The sequence below is a fragment of the Sphaerisporangium sp. NPDC005288 genome, from assembly GCF_040607475.1.
Lineage (GTDB): Bacteria > Actinomycetota > Actinomycetes > Streptosporangiales > Streptosporangiaceae > Sphaerisporangium > Sphaerisporangium rhizosphaerae.
Genome location: NZ_JBEXGT010000025.1, coordinates 112,507 through 129,800, shown reverse-complemented (window position 1 = coordinate 129,800; position 17,294 = coordinate 112,507). Strand labels below are relative to the sequence as shown.

General features: G+C 70.8%; 16 protein-coding genes and 1 pseudogene. 7 read left to right on the top strand and 10 right to left on the bottom strand.

The features are described 5' to 3' along the window. Positions 1-61: 61 nt before the first annotated feature. From ABZU32_RS23730 to ABZU32_RS23715, 4 genes are read right to left on the bottom strand one after another with little or no spacing between them, the layout of a single operon-like run. On the bottom strand, positions 62-1,732 hold the full coding sequence (locus tag ABZU32_RS23730; protein WP_354925105.1) for a ubiquinol-cytochrome c reductase cytochrome b subunit: 1,671 nt from the start codon (positions 1,730-1,732) through the stop codon (positions 62-64). Beyond that, positions 1,729-2,802, bottom strand: coding sequence for a Rieske 2Fe-2S domain-containing protein (locus tag ABZU32_RS23725; RefSeq protein WP_354843479.1), 1,074 nt, complete (start codon positions 2,800-2,802; stop codon positions 1,729-1,731). Before ABZU32_RS23725 ends, ABZU32_RS23730 begins: the two co-directional genes overlap by 4 nt. Further along, a complete protein-coding gene (locus ABZU32_RS23720) occupies positions 2,795-3,625 on the bottom strand; it encodes a cytochrome c (RefSeq protein WP_354843477.1) in 831 nt (276 codons plus the stop codon). Before ABZU32_RS23720 ends, ABZU32_RS23725 begins: the two co-directional genes overlap by 8 nt. A 17-nt stretch (positions 3,626-3,642) precedes the next feature. Next, positions 3,643-4,266: a heme-copper oxidase subunit III gene (locus ABZU32_RS23715; protein ID WP_354843474.1), complete on the bottom strand. Its 624-nt coding sequence runs from the start codon at positions 4,264-4,266 to the stop codon at positions 3,643-3,645. A gap of 182 nt (positions 4,267-4,448) precedes the next feature. Here ABZU32_RS23715 and ABZU32_RS23710 point away from each other — a divergent pair, with 182 nt between their 5' ends. The 3 genes from ABZU32_RS23710 (at position 4,449) to ABZU32_RS23700 (ending at position 6,595) form a co-directional block, all read left to right on the top strand. After that, positions 4,449-4,847, top strand: a complete 399-nt coding sequence (locus tag ABZU32_RS23710) for a hypothetical protein (RefSeq protein ID WP_354843872.1) — start codon at positions 4,449-4,451, stop codon at positions 4,845-4,847. A gap of 12 nt (positions 4,848-4,859) precedes the next feature. Further along, positions 4,860-5,936, top strand: a complete 1,077-nt coding sequence (trpD, locus tag ABZU32_RS23705) for an anthranilate phosphoribosyltransferase (protein WP_354925103.1) — start codon at positions 4,860-4,862, stop codon at positions 5,934-5,936. A gap of 236 nt (positions 5,937-6,172) precedes the next feature. Continuing rightward, positions 6,173-6,595 carry a nuclear transport factor 2 family protein gene (locus ABZU32_RS23700; protein ID WP_354925101.1) on the top strand — a complete coding sequence of 141 codons (423 nt, stop codon included), beginning with the start codon at positions 6,173-6,175 and terminating at the stop codon, positions 6,593-6,595. Positions 6,596-7,169: 574 nt separating this feature from the next. Here ABZU32_RS23700 and ABZU32_RS23695 read toward each other — a convergent pair. The 3 genes from ABZU32_RS23695 to ABZU32_RS23685 all read right to left on the bottom strand — a co-directional run bounded on the left by ABZU32_RS23695 (position 7,170) and on the right by ABZU32_RS23685 (position 8,723). Continuing rightward, positions 7,170-7,457, bottom strand: a complete 288-nt coding sequence (locus tag ABZU32_RS23695) for an Lrp/AsnC ligand binding domain-containing protein (RefSeq protein ID WP_354843466.1) — start codon at positions 7,455-7,457, stop codon at positions 7,170-7,172. 73 nt (positions 7,458-7,530) lie between these two features. Continuing rightward, positions 7,531-7,851, bottom strand: coding sequence for an NIPSNAP family protein (locus ABZU32_RS23690; protein ID WP_354843463.1), 321 nt, complete (start codon positions 7,849-7,851; stop codon positions 7,531-7,533). Between the two features lie 473 nt (positions 7,852-8,324). Beyond that, positions 8,325-8,723 carry an ATP-binding protein gene (locus ABZU32_RS23685; protein WP_354925099.1) on the bottom strand — a complete coding sequence of 133 codons (399 nt, stop codon included), beginning with the start codon at positions 8,721-8,723 and terminating at the stop codon, positions 8,325-8,327. 40 nt (positions 8,724-8,763) lie between these two features. On the opposite strand from ABZU32_RS23685, the gene ABZU32_RS23680 reads away from it, so the two are divergent. From ABZU32_RS23680 to ABZU32_RS23670, 3 genes are all read left to right on the top strand, one after another. Continuing rightward, positions 8,764-8,928, top strand: a complete 165-nt coding sequence (locus ABZU32_RS23680) for a hypothetical protein (protein ID WP_354925097.1) — start codon at positions 8,764-8,766, stop codon at positions 8,926-8,928. A gap of 223 nt (positions 8,929-9,151) precedes the next feature. Further along, positions 9,152-10,789 (top strand): ribosomal protection-like ABC-F family protein, encoded by a 1,638-nt coding sequence (abc-f, locus tag ABZU32_RS23675; RefSeq protein ID WP_354925095.1) that lies wholly within the window; start codon positions 9,152-9,154, stop codon positions 10,787-10,789. A 34-nt stretch (positions 10,790-10,823) separates the two neighbouring features. Further along, the gene (locus tag ABZU32_RS23670) at positions 10,824-12,494 is read left to right on the top strand and encodes an ABC-F family ATP-binding cassette domain-containing protein (protein ID WP_354925093.1); all 1,671 of its coding nucleotides are present in this window, start codon (positions 10,824-10,826) and stop codon (positions 12,492-12,494) included. 108 nt (positions 12,495-12,602) lie between these two features. On the opposite strand, the gene ABZU32_RS23665 is transcribed toward ABZU32_RS23670, so the two are convergent. The 3 genes and pseudogenes from ABZU32_RS23665 to ABZU32_RS23655 all read right to left on the bottom strand — a co-directional run bounded on the left by ABZU32_RS23665 (position 12,603) and on the right by ABZU32_RS23655 (position 15,606). Then, positions 12,603-13,583, bottom strand: a complete 981-nt coding sequence (locus ABZU32_RS23665; protein ID WP_354925091.1) for a pyridoxal-phosphate dependent enzyme — start codon at positions 13,581-13,583, stop codon at positions 12,603-12,605. A 43-nt stretch (positions 13,584-13,626) separates the two neighbouring features. Continuing rightward, positions 13,627-13,758: pseudogene (locus tag ABZU32_RS23660) on the bottom strand (type II toxin-antitoxin system RelE/ParE family toxin); the annotation flags it as partial. A gap of 102 nt (positions 13,759-13,860) precedes the next feature. Next, entirely contained in the window at positions 13,861-15,606 is a 1,746-nt protein-coding gene (locus ABZU32_RS23655) for a DEDD exonuclease domain-containing protein (RefSeq protein WP_354843441.1), read from the bottom strand. Positions 15,607-15,901: 295 nt separating this feature from the next. Here ABZU32_RS23655 and ABZU32_RS23650 point away from each other — a divergent pair, with 295 nt between their 5' ends. After that, entirely contained in the window at positions 15,902-17,224 is a 1,323-nt protein-coding gene (locus ABZU32_RS23650) for an NYN domain-containing protein (RefSeq protein WP_354925089.1), read from the top strand. Positions 17,225-17,294: the final 70 nt, after the last annotated feature.

Here is a 17,294-nt window from a genome sequence, read left to right as displayed (position 1 = left end):
CGCGTGGTGCGCCCGGGCCCTCTCCGCGGCCGGCCGCCGTGGCGGCCGGTGTGCCGATGTGTCAGTGGCCGATCGACTTGGTCGTCTCGTCCGCCGGCCCGGCGCCCACCGCCGCGTGCGGCGCCCCGTGGCCGTCGTGCCCGTTGTGGTGACCGTCGTGCCCGTCCAGGGAGATCGCCTCGGTGTCGCCCGAGTAGGTCTCGCTGAGCCGGGCCCGCAGCCGGCCGATCGGGCCGCGCATGCCCTTCGGCGGGATGCCGTCGCGGTCGGGCGCGGCGGCGATGGCCGGGATGGCCTTCTTGCCGCGCACGTGCGCCGCGATGTCCTCGGCCGGCGGCACGTGCACCTCGATGTACTCGCCGTGCGGCAGGCGCTTGATGACGCCGGACTCGACGCCGTGCGACAGCACGTCCGCGTCGTGGCGCTGGAGGCCGATGCACATGCGGTAGGTGACGAAGTACGCGATCGCCGGCCCGACGAAGATCAGCACGCGGCCGACCTCGGTCGTGGTGTAGAGCGAGATGTGGAACTTCGCCGAGATCCAGTCGTTGGCGCCCAGCAGCCACAGCAGGCCGTAGAACGTGATGGCCGCGATGCCGATCGAGGTGCGGTGCGGGTTGTTGCGGGGACGGTCGGCGAGGTGGTGCTCGCTGCGGTCGCCGGTGATCCACTGCTCCGCGAACGGGTAGAGCGCCAGGCCCGTCATGATGAGGCCCATCGGCCCCAGCGCCGGGATGAGCACGCTCAGCGGCAGGGTGTACCCCAGGAAGTTGATCTCCCACGACGGCATGAGCCGCAGCGAGCCCTCCAGGAAGCCCATGTAGAAGTCGGGCTGCGAGCCGGCCGAGATGTCGGCCGGCGTGTACGGCCCGAACAACCAGATCGGGTTGATCTGGGCGAAGGTGCCGAGCAGCGCCACCACGCCGAACGTGAACAGGAAGTACGCGCCCGACTTGGCCATGAACGACGGGTAGAACGGCGCGCCGACCACGTTCTGCTCGGTGCGGCCCTTGCCCGGCATCTGGGTGTGCTTCTGCACCCACATGAGGATCAGGTGGGCCGAGATCAGCGCCAGCAGGATGCCCGGGATCAGCAGGATGTGGATGCTGTAGAACCGCGAGATCACGTCGTGGCCCGGATACTCCCCGCCGAACAGGAAGTAGGTGATGTACGTGCCCACCAGCGGGATGGAGATGGCCACACCCTCGGTGATCCGCAGACCGGCGCCGGAGAGCAGGTCGTCGGGCAGGGAGTAGCCGGTCAGGCCCTCCAGCAGAGCCAGGGTGAGCAGCAGGACGCCGATGATCCAGTTGAGCTCGCGCGGCTTGCGGTAGGCGCCGGTGAAGAACACCCGGAGCATGTGCACCATCATGCCCGCCACGAACAGCAGCGCCGCCCAGTGGTGGATCTGCCGGATGAGAAGGCCGCCGCGCACGTCGAAGCTGATGTGCAGCGAGGAGGCGTACGCCTCGGACATGCGCACGCCCACCAGCGGCGCGTAGGCGCCGTTGTAGGTGACCTCGCCCATGCTCGGCTTGAACCAGAACGTCAGGAACGTACCGGTGAGCAGCAGGATGATGAACGAGTACAGGGCGATCTCACCGAGCAGGAACGACCAGTGGTCCGGGAAGACCTTGCGCAGGTTGCGCTTGAGGAAGTTGCCCGCGCCGATGCGCTCGTCGATGAAGTTCGCGGGTCCTGCGATGGCCTTCGGAGTGCTGTCCAGGCTCATGCCTTCCCCCTGACTTCGGCTTCGGCGTCCCCGCGCTCCCAGAAGCTGGGGCCGACCGGGACGTTGAAGTCGCTCTGTGCGATGAGGTAGCCCTCGCCGTCGACGCCGATCGGCAGCTGGGGCAGGGGACGCGCCGCGGGGCCGAAGATGACCTTCGCTCCGTCGGCGGCGTCGAAGGTGGACTGGTGGCAGGGGCAGAGGATGTGGTGCGTCGTCTGCTCGTAAAGCGCCGCGGGGCAGCCCACGTGCGTGCAGATTTTAGAGTACGCAACGATGCCGTCGTGGGTCCAATTGAGCTTGGTGCCCGATTTGATGTCCTCCGGCCGGAACTTGATGAGGATCAGCGTGGCCTTGGCCAGCGCGTTCAGATCCTCCTCGTGCCCCTCCGGGACCACCGACAGGATGCCGCCGGGGGAGTTGAAGTCGGCCGCGCGGATCGGCTGCTTGGTGCCCTCCACCATCAGGCGAAGGCCCTTCTTCCACACCGTGTGCCGCAGCGTCGTGCCCGGCAGGGGGCCGAGGTCCTTCAGCAGCACCAGCGGCAGCAGGCCGAGCGGGGCCGCGGCCAGCAGGAGCGTGCGGCGCAGCAGCTTGTGCTTGACGAAGCCGCTCTCGTTGGCGCCCTGCAGGAACGTCGCGTTGACGTTCTCGCGGACCTCCGCCCCGGTCGCCATCGGGTGGCGCTCCTGGACCAGGTTGTACTTCGGCATGATGCCGCGGACCCAGACCACGATGCCGGCCGCCAGCGACAGCAGGGCGACGGTCAGCGAGGCTCCGAGGGCGAAGTTGGAGGTCTGGGTCTTGTCGATGGTGCCGACCTGGAAGACGACGTACGACACGATGAACACGATCGCGGCGACGAAGGACACCACGAACAGCAGGGCGACGACGCGCTCGGCCTTGCGGGCCTTGGCCGGGTCGGGGAACGTCACCCCCTCGTGCACGATCTCCTCGTGGGCGCTGGCCGGCGCGCCGAGCGCCGACGTCTCACCCCCCGGAGGGGGCGTGCCGATGACGCGCCTCGGGACGCGATCTTCGGCCTGCTCGATGTCGTTCGGGATCTCAGTCATGGTTGGCCTGACGCTTCTTCGCGGTGATCCAGATGGCGGCGAGGGCGAGGAGGCTGATGCCGACGATCCAGCCGACCAGGCCCTCGGTCACCGGGCCGATGCGGCCGAGGCCGCTGCCGCCCGGGTCGGGCTGCTGGCGGACGCTGACGATGTAGGCGATCATGTCCCGCTTCTCCTCGGGCGTGATCGTGCTGTCGTTGAAGACCGGCATCGCCTGCGGGCCCGTGGCCATCGCCTCGTAGATCTGGGTGGGGGTGGCGGGGTTCAGCGGAGGTGCGTACTTGCCGTAGGTCAGGCCGCCGCCCGACCCGACGAAGTTGTGGCACTGGATGCAGTTCGCGCGAAACAGCTCGCCGCCCTTGGCGGGGTCGCCCTTGGACGGGTCGGTCGCCTCCAGGGAGGGCTTGGTCGGACCGCCGCCCAGCGACTGCACGTACGCGGCCAGCTGCCGGATCGTGTCCTGGTTCACCCAGTCCGGCGGGCGCTTGCGCGGCGCCTGGGGGCCGGGGTCGGAGAACGGCATGCGGCCGCTGGACACCTGGAAGTCCACGGCCGCGGCGCCGACGCCGACGAGGCTCGGGCCCGATGCACCGCCGGAGGAGTAGGACCCCTCGCCGTTCAGGCCGTGGCAGCTCGCGCAGTGTGCCGCGAACAGATCCTTGCCCGCCGCCACGTCGTCCGCCTTGCCGGAGGCGATCGCCGCGTCAGCTCGGTCTCCTCCGGGCGCCACCAGGGCGTACACCCCGCCGAGGAGGCTCAGGGCAAGGAGGAGGACGGCGTATCGCGCGAGCGGATGCCGCCTCCGTGCGGTGATCGAGTTCACCGATATCCTCGTTCCGATCATTTGATGATGTAGATGGTCGCGAAGAGGCCGATCCAGACGACGTCGACGAAGTGCCAGTAGTAGGACACGACGATCGCGCTGGTGGCCTGCTCATGTGTGAAGCGCTTCGCGGCGTACGTGCGTCCCAGCATGAACAGGAACGCGATCAGACCACCGGTCACGTGCAGGCCGTGGAAGCCCGTGGTCAGGTAGAAGACCGAACCGTAGGCGTTGGAGGACAGGGTCACGCCCTCTTCCACGAGGTTGTGGTACTCGTACAGCTGCCCGCCGACGAACCAGGCGCCCATGAGGAAGCTGATGATGTACCAGAACCGGAGCTTCCTGACCTGACCCTTCTCAGCGGCCCACACGCCGAGCTGGCACGTCACACTCGACAGCACCAGCACGATCGTGTTGACCAGCGCGTACGGGATGTCCAGGTGGACGCCTTCAGGCAGCGTGGGCCAGGGTTTGCCCTGGCCGAGGCTGACCGACCGGATGGTGAAGTACATCGCGAACAGCGCCGCGAAGAACATGAGCTCAGAGGACAGCCAGACGATCGTCCCGACCTGGACCAGGTTCGGCCGGCGGGACGGTGCTGCTGTCGTCGTAATTGCGGATGCTGTCGCCACGCCCAGCATTATTGCGGCTGGAGGGGTCGGGTCGGCGCACGACCCCCCGGTAAGGCCACCTCACCCCGATAAACCAGACATAAGCCGGGAACAGCGCTAAGTGTGACTGGTCTGGGTTTCCGTCGCCGGGGACAGGTAGCATCCGTGGTGACCATACCTCGTCCCAATCGATAGTGAGCGCGACCGTGAGCATGAGGGTTCTCGTCTACAGCGACGACGCAAGCACCCGCGAGAAGGTGCGGCTGGCGATCGGACGGCGTCCCGCCGCCGACGTGCCCCTCGTGGAGATCGTCGAGTGCGCCACGCAGCCGGCGGTCGTCAAGCACCTGGATTCCGGAGAGATCGACGTGGCCGTCCTCGACGGCGAGGCCGTCCCCGCGGGCGGCATGGGCATCTGCCGCCAGGCCAAGGACGAGGTGTACGACTGCCCGCCGATCTGTGTGATCATCGGGCGTCGCGACGACCGCTGGCTCGCCGACTGGTCCCGCGCCGACGCCGTCGTGGCGCAGCCGATCGACCCCATGGCGCTCGCCGAGGCGGTCGCCGGCCTCATGCGGAGCCGTTCGGCCTCCCGCATCACCTCCCACTGACCCGGAGACCCCATGGACGCGCGCACCACGTGGCCCGCGCTGCTCACGGCCCTGCTCGCCCGTGAGCACCTCACCGCCGACGAGACCGCCTGGGCGATGGGCGAGATCATGTCCGGCTCCGCCACGACCGCCCAGATCGCCGCCTTCGCCACGGCGCTGAAGGCCAAGGGCGAGACGGTGGCCGAGGTCGTCGGGCTGGCGCGCACCATGCTCGACCGGGCCACGCCGCTGTCGGTCGACGGCCCCACCGTCGACATCGTGGGCACCGGCGGCGACCGCGCGCACACCGTCAACGTCTCCACCATGGCCGCGATCGTCGCCGCCGCGGCCGGGGCCCGGGTCGTCAAGCACGGCAACCGGTCGGCGTCCTCCTCGGTGGGCGCCGCCGACGTGCTCGAACACCTCGGCATCGTCCTCGACCTGTCCCCGGAGTCCACCGCGCGCACGGCCGTCGAGGCGGGCATCGCGTTCTGCTTCGCGCCGGTCTACCACCCGGCCCTGCGGTTCGCCGGCCCCGTCCGCAAAGAGATCGGCATCCCGACCTTCTTCAACTTCCTCGGCCCGCTCACCAACCCGGCCCGCCCATCGGCGCAGGCCATCGGCGTCTACGACGCGCGCATGCTGCCCGTCGTCGCCGGCGTCTTCGCCGAGCGCGGCGTGTCGGCCCTGGTGTTCCGCGGCGACGACGGCCTCGACGAGCTCTCCACGGCCACCACCTCGACCGTGTGGGTCGTGCGTGACGGCACGGCCGTCGAGACCGCCTTCGACCCGCTGGACATCGGCGTGCCGCGCTCCGAGGCCGACGCGCTGCGCGGCGGCGACGTCGAGTTCAACGCCCGGGCCGTCAACGACCTGGTCGGCGGCAAGGGCGGCCCGGTGCGCGACGCGGTGCTGCTCAACGCCGCCGCCGCCCTGGTCAGCCTGGACGCCGGCGCCACCGCCCCCGACCCGGGCCCGCCCGGCGACGCCCTGGTGGCCGCGATGACCAGGGCCTACACCCGGGCCGCCGAGGCCGTCGACTCCGGCCGCGCCGCCGAAACCCTCACCCGCTGGGTCGAGACCAGCCGCTCGTACAAGCAACGTTCCTGACCCGCGCACGCACCAGACTCCGCGTATGCGGCAGACCGGCATACGCACGGGCCGGCCTCACCTCTGGGGCCGGCCTTTCGCGCCGCGCTGGCCATGCCTGGCCCCACGCACCGGGCCGTCCCCGCCTCGGGGCCGGCCGTTCTCGTCCTGCTGACGGGCCGATGATGCCTTGTGCGGGCTCCGCCTTACCTGGTGGGTAATCGACGGGCCTCGCCCTGAGGCGAGAGGCTCGGGGCATGAGCGATGACACCCGTGATGTCGTGGCGGAACTGCTGCGCCGGATGGCCGAAGGCGATCACGACCGCACCTCGGAGCTGTTCGCCGAGCCGGTCGACTGGGGCCTCGCCTGGCCGGCCGAGGGGCACCCGGCGGTGCCGTGGATTCGGCCCCGGTCCGGCCGGGCCGACGTGGCCGACCATTTCCGATCCCTGGAAGCCCACCATGTGCCCGAACTGAACGGCACGTCCGTACGGTGGATCGTGGTCGATGGTGCGCACGCCGTGGTGCTCGGCGAGATCAGGCAGACCGTGCGGGACGGCGGCGCCGCGTACACCTCGCCCTTCGCCCTCCACCTCACGGTCCAGGACGGCTTGGTGACCCGCTTCCACATCTACGAAGACAGCCTCACCGTAGCCCGAGCCCTCAGCACTGGACAATGACCACCAAGAACCGGTGCCCGGCACTCCACCCGGCCTATCCCGGCCAGATCCACCGCCCGGCCGACGCCGCCGGGTGATCACATCGCCGGCGTCGATCGCCGGGCGGTCCTCCAAGCGATGCCGATCAGCGGAGTCTCGCTCCAAAGGCACCAACTGGCGCTGCACTGTCCACAGAACCGGGTTCGGTGGCCTGGGGGGCGGCGTGAGCTGGTCTGCTGCCCGATATGGGTCATCAGCGTGACGCTGTCGAGTCGGACGCCCTGCACAGGTTGGCCGCGGAGCAGGACCACGTGCTCAGCCGACGCCAGTTGGTCGCTCTGGGTTTCTCCCGGCACCGCGTCCGTAACGGAGGCGCCGGCGTGCCACCGGCCGGTGTCCGCCTCCACTCGTCGCGCCGCGCGCAACCCGGCGATGTTCACCCGATCCTGAGACCGACGGACGATGGAACGGTGGCCGCTCACATCCGCCGCGGCCTGCGTCTGAACGGCCGGCGCGGCTGAAAACGGTCCCACCGCTAGATCGTTCGGGCGCCCCGGCGCTCGTTCGATGTTGCATCCCGGCTGCCGGAGGATGCTCAGTCGGCTTCGGCGAAGCCGATGGAGAAGGCGGAGTCGAGGTCGTGCTTGGAGTAGGTGCGGAACGCCAGGTGGGTCTCGGTGGCGAGGACGCCGGGCACCTTGTTGATCCGCCCCGGGATCACCTCGGCGATCTCCTCGTAGGCGGAGACGCGCACCATCGCCACCAGGTCGTAGTCACCGGTGATCGAGTACACCTCGCTGACCCGGTCAAGCTCGGCGATCGTCTGCGCGACTTCGGGAATGCGGTCGACCTCAGCCTTGATGTGCACGATCGCGGTGATCATACGAGCTCTCCCCTTCGAGTACGGCTTGGCCCGACTCTAGCGCCGCGTGCGCCTTCCCCCGCATCCGGCTCTTTCAGAGCAGGAGGCCGTGGTGGGTGGGCGAGGCTCTGGTGACGGTGACGGCTTCGAGATCAAGGAACTTCTCGACCATCGGATAGATCTCGTTCTTCCAGCGGTCGGTCTGGTAGGTGGCGGCGTAGATCCGCTCGTGCTCTGCTTCGCTCGCGAAGCGGCGCAGCGTGACGTAGCCGTCCGGGTCCTCCTCGTCGACGAGGGAGGCGATCACCGACATGCCACGTTCGGTCATGTAGGGGATCACCGTCCCCTCCATGTACTCCACCCACTCGTCCCGCATGCCGGGCCGAGTCTGATAGCGGCGGATCTCGTAGAACAACGTCTTTCCTCCCCGAAGCAGGACGCGGGACCGCCGGGCCGGCGCGAGACAGGAGCGTATGCCCGGCGACCAGGACGCCGATCCCGAGGTGCGGCCGATCCGCTGATCGATCATCTCGTGCGGCCGGATCCTCCGATGATCGATCGGGCGCGATCAGGGCAAGGAGTGGGGTGCCCCCTGGACGGGATCATTCCGCCAGGTGAACCGGCTCGGCGAATCGGCGGCCGACGGACTCGAGGGAGAGGGTAAGCCGAGATCACTTATTCGTTCATCCCTACTGGATTCATATATGCATAAGGTGATCTCCGGGCGTGCCGGGACGGCGGTGCGGCCGAGCGGGAGACCGAATCCAAATCCTTTGAGGCGCTCGCCGAGCCGCCGTCTCCGCTCATGGGGATTCATTGCCGCCGGCGCACGGAACCCTCGTGGCCGCACAGGGAATGAGTGATTGTCCGGGCGTTTCTCGCCACGTTTCACTTCTCGCGCGTGTACTTCACCTGGAACCAGACGGTCCGGCCCGCGGGATGCTGGAGAACGTCCCAGCGATGTGAGATCTCCTGGACCAGCAGCAGGCCGCGCCCGCCCTCGCCGTACAGGTCACAGCGCACGCGGGGAGCGTCACCACCTCCTGCGTCCACCACGTTGACATGGATGAACTCGTGGCAGTCGGCGACCACGAGCGTCACCGTGCCGCCGTTCCCGGAATTGGAATGGACGACGGCGTTCGTGACGACTTCGGATACCAGGAGTGTGACGTCGTGGAGCGCGGGGTGCTCGCGGCCGAGCTTCTCGCGCACGTACGCACGTGCGAGGGAGACCGATTCGGGAGAACCGATCAGATCGATGGCCCCAAGAAGGCTTCCTGTCGTCATCTACGCGCCTTTTCTATTCGCCGGTCGAATCTCGTCCCTCTTGACGATTCGCCTGCGATTCCTGCTGGAACTGGTCCGCCCACCCCAGCTCACCATCCAGATCGTCTCTAGCGCGACGGATGTGCACTGGGGTGTAGCGGGCGGTTTCATCATCGCCGAACGGGACGGATCGGCCTACGCTGCCTATGTGGGCGCGCAACGCTGAGCCGGATGGCAGTGGGAGGCTGCTATAGTGCCTGGCACGATATGTCGGCTTAGGGAGACCAGACGTGGCAGGTGACGACGACATCTCCGGGTGATTCCGGAGGTCGACGGCCGGCTGACGGCGCGCGGGAGCGCGGCCGCGGTGGCCGTTTCTCGTCGTTCCCACACCCGTCCCCGCTGGGCGGCCGAGGCGCGCGCCAGCGGCACACTCCAAGGTCTCATCCATGTCCGATGCGTTCATCATCTGCTCCAACCTCTCCTTCTCCTGGCCGGACGACACCCCGGTCTTCGACGATCTGTCCTTCACCGTGGGCGGCGGCCGCACCGGCCTCGTCGCGCCGAACGGTGCCGGCAAGAGCACGCTCCTCAAGCTGATCGCCGGCGAGCTCCAGCCCACCGCGGGCGGCGTGTCCGCCGGGGGAGTGCTCGGCTACCTCCCGCAGACGCTGCCCCTGCTCGGCGACCCGACGGTGGCCGAGGTCCTCGGCGTCGCCCCGGTGATCAAGGCGCTGGACGCCATCGAGGCCGGTGACGCCCGTGAGGAGCACTTCACCACGATCGGCGACGACTGGGACATCGAGGAACGCACCCGGGCCCAGCTCGACCGGCTCGGCCTCGGCGATCTCGCCCTCACCCGCCCCCTGCACACCCTCAGCGGTGGCCAGGTCGTCTCGCTCGGCCTGGCGGCGCAGCTCCTCAGACGCCCCGACGTCCTGCTGCTCGACGAGCCCACCAACAACCTCGACCTCGACGCGCGCCGCAAGCTCTACGCGGTGCTCGAAGACTGGAACGGCTGCCTGCTGCTGGTCAGCCACGACCGGGCGCTGCTCGACCGCATGGACCGCATCGCCGAGCTCGACGGGGGAGAGCTGCGCTCCTACGGCGGGAACTTCACCGAGTACGAAGAGGCCGTCCGCGCCGCCCGCGAGGTCGCGGAGAAGAACATCCGCAACGCCGAGCAGGAGGTCAAGCGCGAGAAGCGCGAGATGCAGCAGGCGCGTGAGCGGGCCGAACGCCGGGCGAGCAACGCCGCGCGCAACCTGGGCAACGCCGGCCTGCCGAAGATCATCGCCGGCGGTCTGAAGCGGCGCGCCCAGGAGTCGGCGGGCAAGTCCAACGAGACGCACGCCGCGCGGGTCGGCGACGCCAAGTCCAAGCTGGACGAGGCGAGCCGGGCCCTGCGCGACGAGCAGAAGATCACGCTGGAGCTGCCCGGCACCAACGTCCCCGCCGGGCGCACGGTCTTCCTCGGCGAGCGGATGCAGGTGCGCTACGGCGAGCGGCCCCTGTTCGCGGGCGATGGCCTCGACCTGACCATCCGGGGGCCCGAGCGCATCGCCCTGACCGGCTCCAACGGCGCCGGCAAGTCCACCCTGCTGCGTCTGCTCAACGGTGACCTCGAGCCGGAGGGCGGCCTGGTCAGACGGGCCGACGGCCGGGTGGCGTACCTGTCCCAGCGGCTGGACCTGCTGGACCTCGGCCGCACCGTGGCGGAGAACCTCGCCGCGTCCGCGCCCGAGATGCCGGAGGCGCAGCGGATGAACCTGCTCGCCCGCTTCCTGTTCCGCGGTTCCCGCGTCCACCTGCCGGTCGGCGTGCTGTCCGGCGGCGAGCGGCTGCGCGCCACCCTGGCCTGCGTCCTGTACGCCGAGCCCGCGCCCCAGTTGCTGCTGCTTGACGAGCCGACCAACAACCTCGACCTGGTCAGCGTCGGCCAGCTGGAGAGCGCGCTGAACGCCTACGAGGGCGCCTTCGTGGTCGTCAGCCACGACGAACGCTTCCTCGCCGAGATCAAGGTCGACCGCTGGCTCCGGCTCGCCGACGCCCGCCTCCAGGAGACCGCCGCTCCTGAGCCCGCCTGACGCCTCCCCGCGACTCTTCCCCTGGTGATACCGAATGTCTGAGACCGCTCTGCTCGCGCATGATCTCGTGCGCATCCTTGGGACGAGGCGGGTGCTCGACGGGGTCAGCCTCACCGCGGCGCCCGGGCACCGTATCGGCCTGATCGGCGAGAACGGCGTCGGCAAGTCCACGCTGCTGCGGCTGCTGGCCGGGGCCGACGAGCCGGACGCCGGCAGCGTCGTCCGGCCACCCGACGTGGGGTTCCTTCACCAGGAGATGCCGTTCGACGCCGCCGCCACGATCGAGCAGGTGCTGGAGGAGGCCCTGCGCGAGGCGCGCGAGGGCCTGGCCGAGCTGGACAGACTCGCGCAGGCCCTCGCCGGAGCCCCGCCGGACTCTCCGGCCGCGGCCGGGCTTCTCGCCGCCTACGGTGAGCGGCTCGAACGCGCGCAGCAGGACGAGGTGTGGGACGCCGACCGGCGCGCCGAGATCGTCCTGGCCGGGCTCGGGCTCGGCGGCGTGCCGCACGACCGCACGCTGGGATCCCTGTCCGGGGGCCGGCGGGCCAGGCTGGCGCTCGCCGCCCTGCTGGTCCGGCGGCCGGCGGCCCTGCTGCTGGACGAGCCCACCAACCATCTCGACGACGACGCCGCGATCTTCCTGGAGGAACGGCTGCGCGGCCTGCCCGGCGCCGTCGTGGTGGCCAGCCACGACCGGGCGTTCCTCGACGCCGTCTGCACGGACGTGATCGATCTCGATCCCGCGGTGGACGGGCCTGTCCGGTACGGCGGCAACTACACCGCCTACCAGGCGGAGAAGCGTGCGGAGCGCGAGCGCTGGCGGCGGCGCTTCGCCGAGGAGCAGGAGGAGCTCGCCGAGCTGCGCCGCTCGGTCGCCGTCGCCGCGCACCAGGTCGCGCCGAACCGTCTGCTGCGCGACAAGGACAAGATGGGCTACGGCCACCGGAGCGGCCGGGTGCAGAACCAGATCTCCAGCCGCGTACGCACCGCCGCCCGCAGGCTCACCGACCTGGAACGCGCCCAAGCACCCCCGCCCCCGACGCCGCTACGGTTCCATCCCCCCACCCTCGCAGCCACCGCCACCTCCGGCGACCCGGCCGACTTCGCCCGCTCGGCCATAGGCGGGGCCCCGCTCGCCGATGGGCTTCTGGTGTCGTTGCGCGGGATCGGCGTACCGGGACGGCTGACGCTCGGCCGCCTCGATGTCTCGGCGACCGATCGTCTGCTGGTCACCGGGCCCAACGGAGCGGGAAAGTCGACGCTTCTGGCGGTGCTGGCCGGGCGGCTGGACGCCTCCGGCGCGGTGCGGCGGCGGCCCGGGCTCAGCGTCGGCTTGCTGGCCCAGGACACCGTGTTCGACAGACCGGACCGCACCGCTCTGGAAACCTACGAGTCGGCGCTCGGCGCCGAGCGCGCCGAGTCGGTGCCGCTGCGCTCCCTTGGCCTGCTCGGCCCGCGAGAGCGCGGCAAGCGGGTCGGAGAACTGTCGGTCGGCCAGCGCCGCCGCCTCGCGCTCGCGCTGCTCGTGGCGGACCCGCCCGAACTGCTGCTGCTGGACGAGCCGACCAACCACCTCTCGCCCCGCCTGTCCGACGAACTCGAGGAGGCCATGGGCACGGGTCCCGGCGCCATAGTGATCGCCAGCCACGACCGCTGGCTCCGCTCCCGCTGGCCGGGCCGCGAGATCGGTCTGCGGGCACCCTGAGCCCTGTGGGAGGTGCGCCGGTGACCCGCTGGCCGGGCCGCGAGATCCGTCTGCGGTCCCCCTGGGCCGCGTAGGAGGTGGGCCGGTGCGCCGGAGCCGGCGCGGTCGTCAGGACCCGTGGCCGGGCGCCACCCCCACCCAGCGGTGATAGGCGTCCAGGTCGACGTTGCCGCCGCACACGATGGTGACGACGTGCCGTCCGGCGAAGCGGTCACGGTCTTCGAGGACCGCCGCGATGCCGAGCGCGGCCGATGGTTCGACGACCAGACCGGCGTGGTCGAGGAGCATCCGCATCCCGGCCATGATCGACACCTCCTGGACCAGGACGGCGTCGTCGGCGACCAGGAGGAGATCGTCCAGGACGGCCGGGATGGGACGACGGCCGGCGACGCCGTCGGCGATGGTGTCGGTCGAGTCGGTGGTGACGACGCGCCGCTCGCGGAAGGAGCGGGTCATCGCCGGCGCGCCCAGCGGCTGGACGCAGATCACCTCGACCTCGGGCGCCAGGGCCTTGACCACATGACCCACGCCGGTGGCCAGTGCCCCGCCGCCAAGAGCGATCAGGACGGCGTCGAACGACGGCACCGGGTCCACCAGTTCCAGGCCGATGGTCGCCGCGCCCTCACAGGTCTCGATGTCCAGGCTGTCCTCGACCAGCCGGATGCCCTCGTACCGCGCGAGGTCCGCGGCCCGTTCGCGGGCCATGTCGAAGTCGCCGTCCACCAGCTCCAGCGTGGCGCCCAGCGCGCGGATGCGGTCGAGCTTGGCCGCGGGCGCGAAGCGGGAGGCCACGACGGTGACGTCGACCCCCCGCCCGCGACCGGACCACGCGAGGGCCTGGCCGAGGTTGCCCGCGCTGGCGCACACCACGGCTCGCGAGCCACCGCCGGCGAGCAGGCTCGCGATCACCTCGGTGCCGCGGGCCTTGAAGCTGCGTACCGGGTTCGCCGTTTCGAGCTTGATGCTCACCGCGCAGCCCAGGCCGGGCTCCAGCGCGTCGCAGGGATACAGCGGAGTGTCGAGGAACATCGGGTCGATCAGCCGGCGAGCCGCCCGAATTCGAGCGATGTCGAGGCGCGTCTCCTGCACGAATCGGCAGTGTAGCGCCGCCGGTCCTGTTCTATTAGGGCAACCACCGGGACCATCGTCCTGCCTTGTCTCCCGCGACCAGGAAGATCGCTGCCCGGTCGGGATCGAAGACGAAGAGCATCCGAATCTCCGAGCGCCCGCGCGAGCCTGGCCGATGCTCCTTCTAGTTCTTGAGGGGCCGCAATTCATGATCGGTGTTGACATGTTGAAGGGGCCGCTCACCGGTAGCGGGGCTTGAGCAGCCGCGTCTGTTCGGTCGGTCGCGCGATGGCCGTTGTCAGCGGAGGGGGCGGCCTTCGCGGGGGTGGCGGGGGTGGAGGTTCTCGTAGGCGCGCAGGCCGTCGTAGGCGCGGTCGATGCGGGACTTCAGACGGGCGGCGCCGCGGGCCGGCAGGCTCCAGCCGCCGTCGACGCGGACCAGCCGGACACCGGGGGACTCCAGCCAGCGCAGGATGCACTCGGTCTCTTCGGCGATGGCGGCCGGGAGCGGGCCAGGCCCGGGCGTGACGGTCTCGGCGGTGGCGACCAGGGCGTCGACGTACGGAGTCGGGTGGGCGCCCTTGGGCATCACGCCCGCCGCGGTCAGGCGGCCGTACCGCACGACGTGGATGTCCCAGCCGCCGTCGAACGCGGGGCTGGCGGCGATCAGCTCGGGTATGCCGGTCAGCGACCGCAGCCGCTGCATGCGCGCCGCCGTGCGCACGTAGACGGCCAGCCGGTCGCGGTCGACCGCGGCCTCCTCATAGCGCTGCTCGGCGGCCAGTCGCTGCATGCGGGCCTCCAGCGCCGAGAACACCGGGCCCGGGTCGTGTTCCATGGCGGCGCGGGCCTCGTCGGCGTGGCGCCGGTACTCGTCGACCCCCTGGCGGCCCTCGCACGGCGCCCCGCAGCGGCCCATCTCGGCCAGCACGCACGCGGGACGGCTGGTGCGCGTGGAGATGCGCTCGGTGCACTGCCGCAGCGGCACGGCCTCGTGCAGCGCCGACTTGGCGTCCTCGGCGCCGCGCGCGGAGGTGAAGGGGCCAAGATAGGTGCCCTGGTCGGCCTTGACCTCGCGGACGACGGACAGACGGGGGAACGGCTCGTCGGTCAGTTTGAGCCAGACGACCTTCTCAGGGAACCGTGACCGGCGGTTGTAGCGGGGCTTGGTCGCCCCGATCAGCCGCAGCTCGCGCACCTCGGCCTCCAGGCCGGTGGCGCAGACGATCGGCCGCACCCGCTCGGCGATGCCGATCATCTCGCGGATGCGCGGCCGGGTCTCGCTGGCGGTGAAGTAGGACTTGACCCGCTGGCGCAGGTCGCCGCTCTTGCCGACGTACAGGGCCTCGCCGCGTTCGTCCTCGAAGACGTAGACGCCGGGGGCGCTCGGGATGCTCGCGGCCAGGTGACGCTTGCGCTTCTGCTCGGGGGTGGGGGCCCGGACGAAGCCCTTGAGCTCTTCGAGGGTCTGCACGCCGTAGGCCCCGACGCGTTCGATGAGCGCGTGCAGGACGTCGACGGTCGCCTTGGCGTCGGCCAGGGCGCGGTGACACGGCTCGGTGCCGCTGCGGAAGACCCGGGCCAGCGTGGAGAGCTTGCAGTTGGGCACCTCGTCGCGCGTCAGGACGCGCCGGGCCAGGTCGGCGGTGTCGACCACCGGGTTGGCCGGGGGAGGGTAGCCGTGGGCCTGGCAGTTGGCCTTGATGAAGCCGACGTCGAAGGGGGCGTTGTGCGCGACCAGCGTGGCGCCGCGCGTGAACTCCAGAAACGCGGGCAGGACCTGCTCGATGCGCGGCGCGGCCATGACCATCACGTCGGTGATGCCGGTGAGCACGGCGATGAACGGCGGGATGGGACGGCCGGGGTCGACGAGCGTGGCGAACTCGCCGAGCACCTCGCCACCGCGCACCTTGACCGCGCCGATCTCGGTGATGGCGTGCTCGGCGGACGAACCACCCGTCGTCTCCAGGTCGAACACCACGAAGGTCACCTGGTCGAGGGGCGTGCCCAGATCGTCCAGAGTTCCTTGAACACCGATCTCCACGCCCATGACCATACGATCGCGGTCCGACAGTTCCGCACCGGCCATGCCCGATCGCACCGGCCCGTGGGTTCGCCGCCCCGCGGCGGGCGGCCTTCACCGCCGCGCGCACCTGCGGCGACACTCCGTCAACGCGCCGTTCGCCGGTCGGCGGTCCGGCGCAAGGGGGTCTGACACGGCACTTGTGGGGCGGTCGTGAGCCAGGAACCGGGTGGGAACGGCGCTGACCACGAACGTGCCAGCCGTACCCTTGTCGGATAGACGAAATTTGAATGGCCAGTCAGCTAGGGGACGACGGATGAGTTCAGCCGGAGAAGGCCTGTCTCGCCCGCTGCCCGAGCAGGTCCGCTTACACGTCGTCGAGCTCGCCGCCCAGGTGCTCGGCACGATGCAGCCCGCGATGATCCCCGCGCCGTTGAAGGGCATCGCGAGGTTCGATCCGCGCAAGCGCGCCCGCCTGGGCAGCGCGCCGATCGCCGCGCAACTCGAGACCGACAAGGAGTTCCGCGAGACCGTCGCCGAGAGCCTCAAGGAGGCGTGGCCCGAGCTGGTGGCCAGCCTGGAGGAGGGCACGGTGCCGCCGGCGGCCGAGCCGGTGCTCGTCGCGGCCGCGGCCTACCTGACGCGCCCTCCCGGCTGGCCCGACCTGGTGGAGACCGCCCGCTCCGACCTGGAGCAGGCGGCGGCCGTCGCCGAGGGCAGCGCCCAGGAGCAGACCGTCGTGCGCCTGCGCGAGCAGCTCGCCGCGCAGAAGGCCGCCGCCAAGGAGGAGGCCGAGCGGCTGCGCGACCAGCTCAAGGCGTCCCGCGCCGAGGTGGCCGACCTGCGGCGCAAGCTGCACGACGCCCGCGAGCGGGGCAGGCTGGCCGAGGAGCGGGCCGCCGAGCTGCGGGCGCTCGAGCAGGAGGTCCGCACGGCGGTGTCCTCCGCGACCAGCGCGGCCGAAAGCGAGCTTCGCAAACTCCGCGAACGCCTGTCCGACGCCGAGCGAGCCCTCGAGGCCAGCCGCCGCGCCGCGCGCGAGGGCCGCAGCATCGAGGACGCCCGCATCCGCGTCCTGCTGGACACCTTGCAGGACGCGGCCGCCGGCCTGCGCAGCGAGCTCGCGCTGCCCGTGGCGATCAGCAAGCCGGCCGACTCGGTGAGCGCCGTGACCCCCGGCACGCCCTCGGTGCGCGCCGTGCCGGCCCGTGCCCTGGCCGACGACGACCCGGTGCTGCTGGACCAGCTGCTGGCCATCCCGCACCTGCACCTCGTCGTGGACGGCTACAACGTCACCAAGACCGGCTACCCGTCGCTCACCCTGCTGGACCAGCGGTCGCGGCTGCTCACCGGCCTGGGCGGGCTGGCCGTGCAGACCAGGGTCGAGGTCACCTGCGTGTTCGACGGCGCCGAGCTGAACGGCCCTGTCCAGGTGTCGGCGCCGCGCGGCGTGCGGGTGCTGTTCAGCGCGCCGGGGGAGATCGCCGACGACCTCATCCGGCAGCTCGTGCGCGCCGAGCCGCCCGGCCGGGCCGTCGCGGTGGTGTCCTCCGACCGCGAGGTCGCCGACTCGGTGCGGCGCATGGGCGCCCGTCCCGTGCCCTCCACACTGCTGCTGCGCCGCCTCGGCCGTTCCTGACGACGCCCGTTCCTGGCGACGCCCGTCCGCCCGCCGCGGACGGGCTGTGGCGCCCGGCGCCCGCGATCGT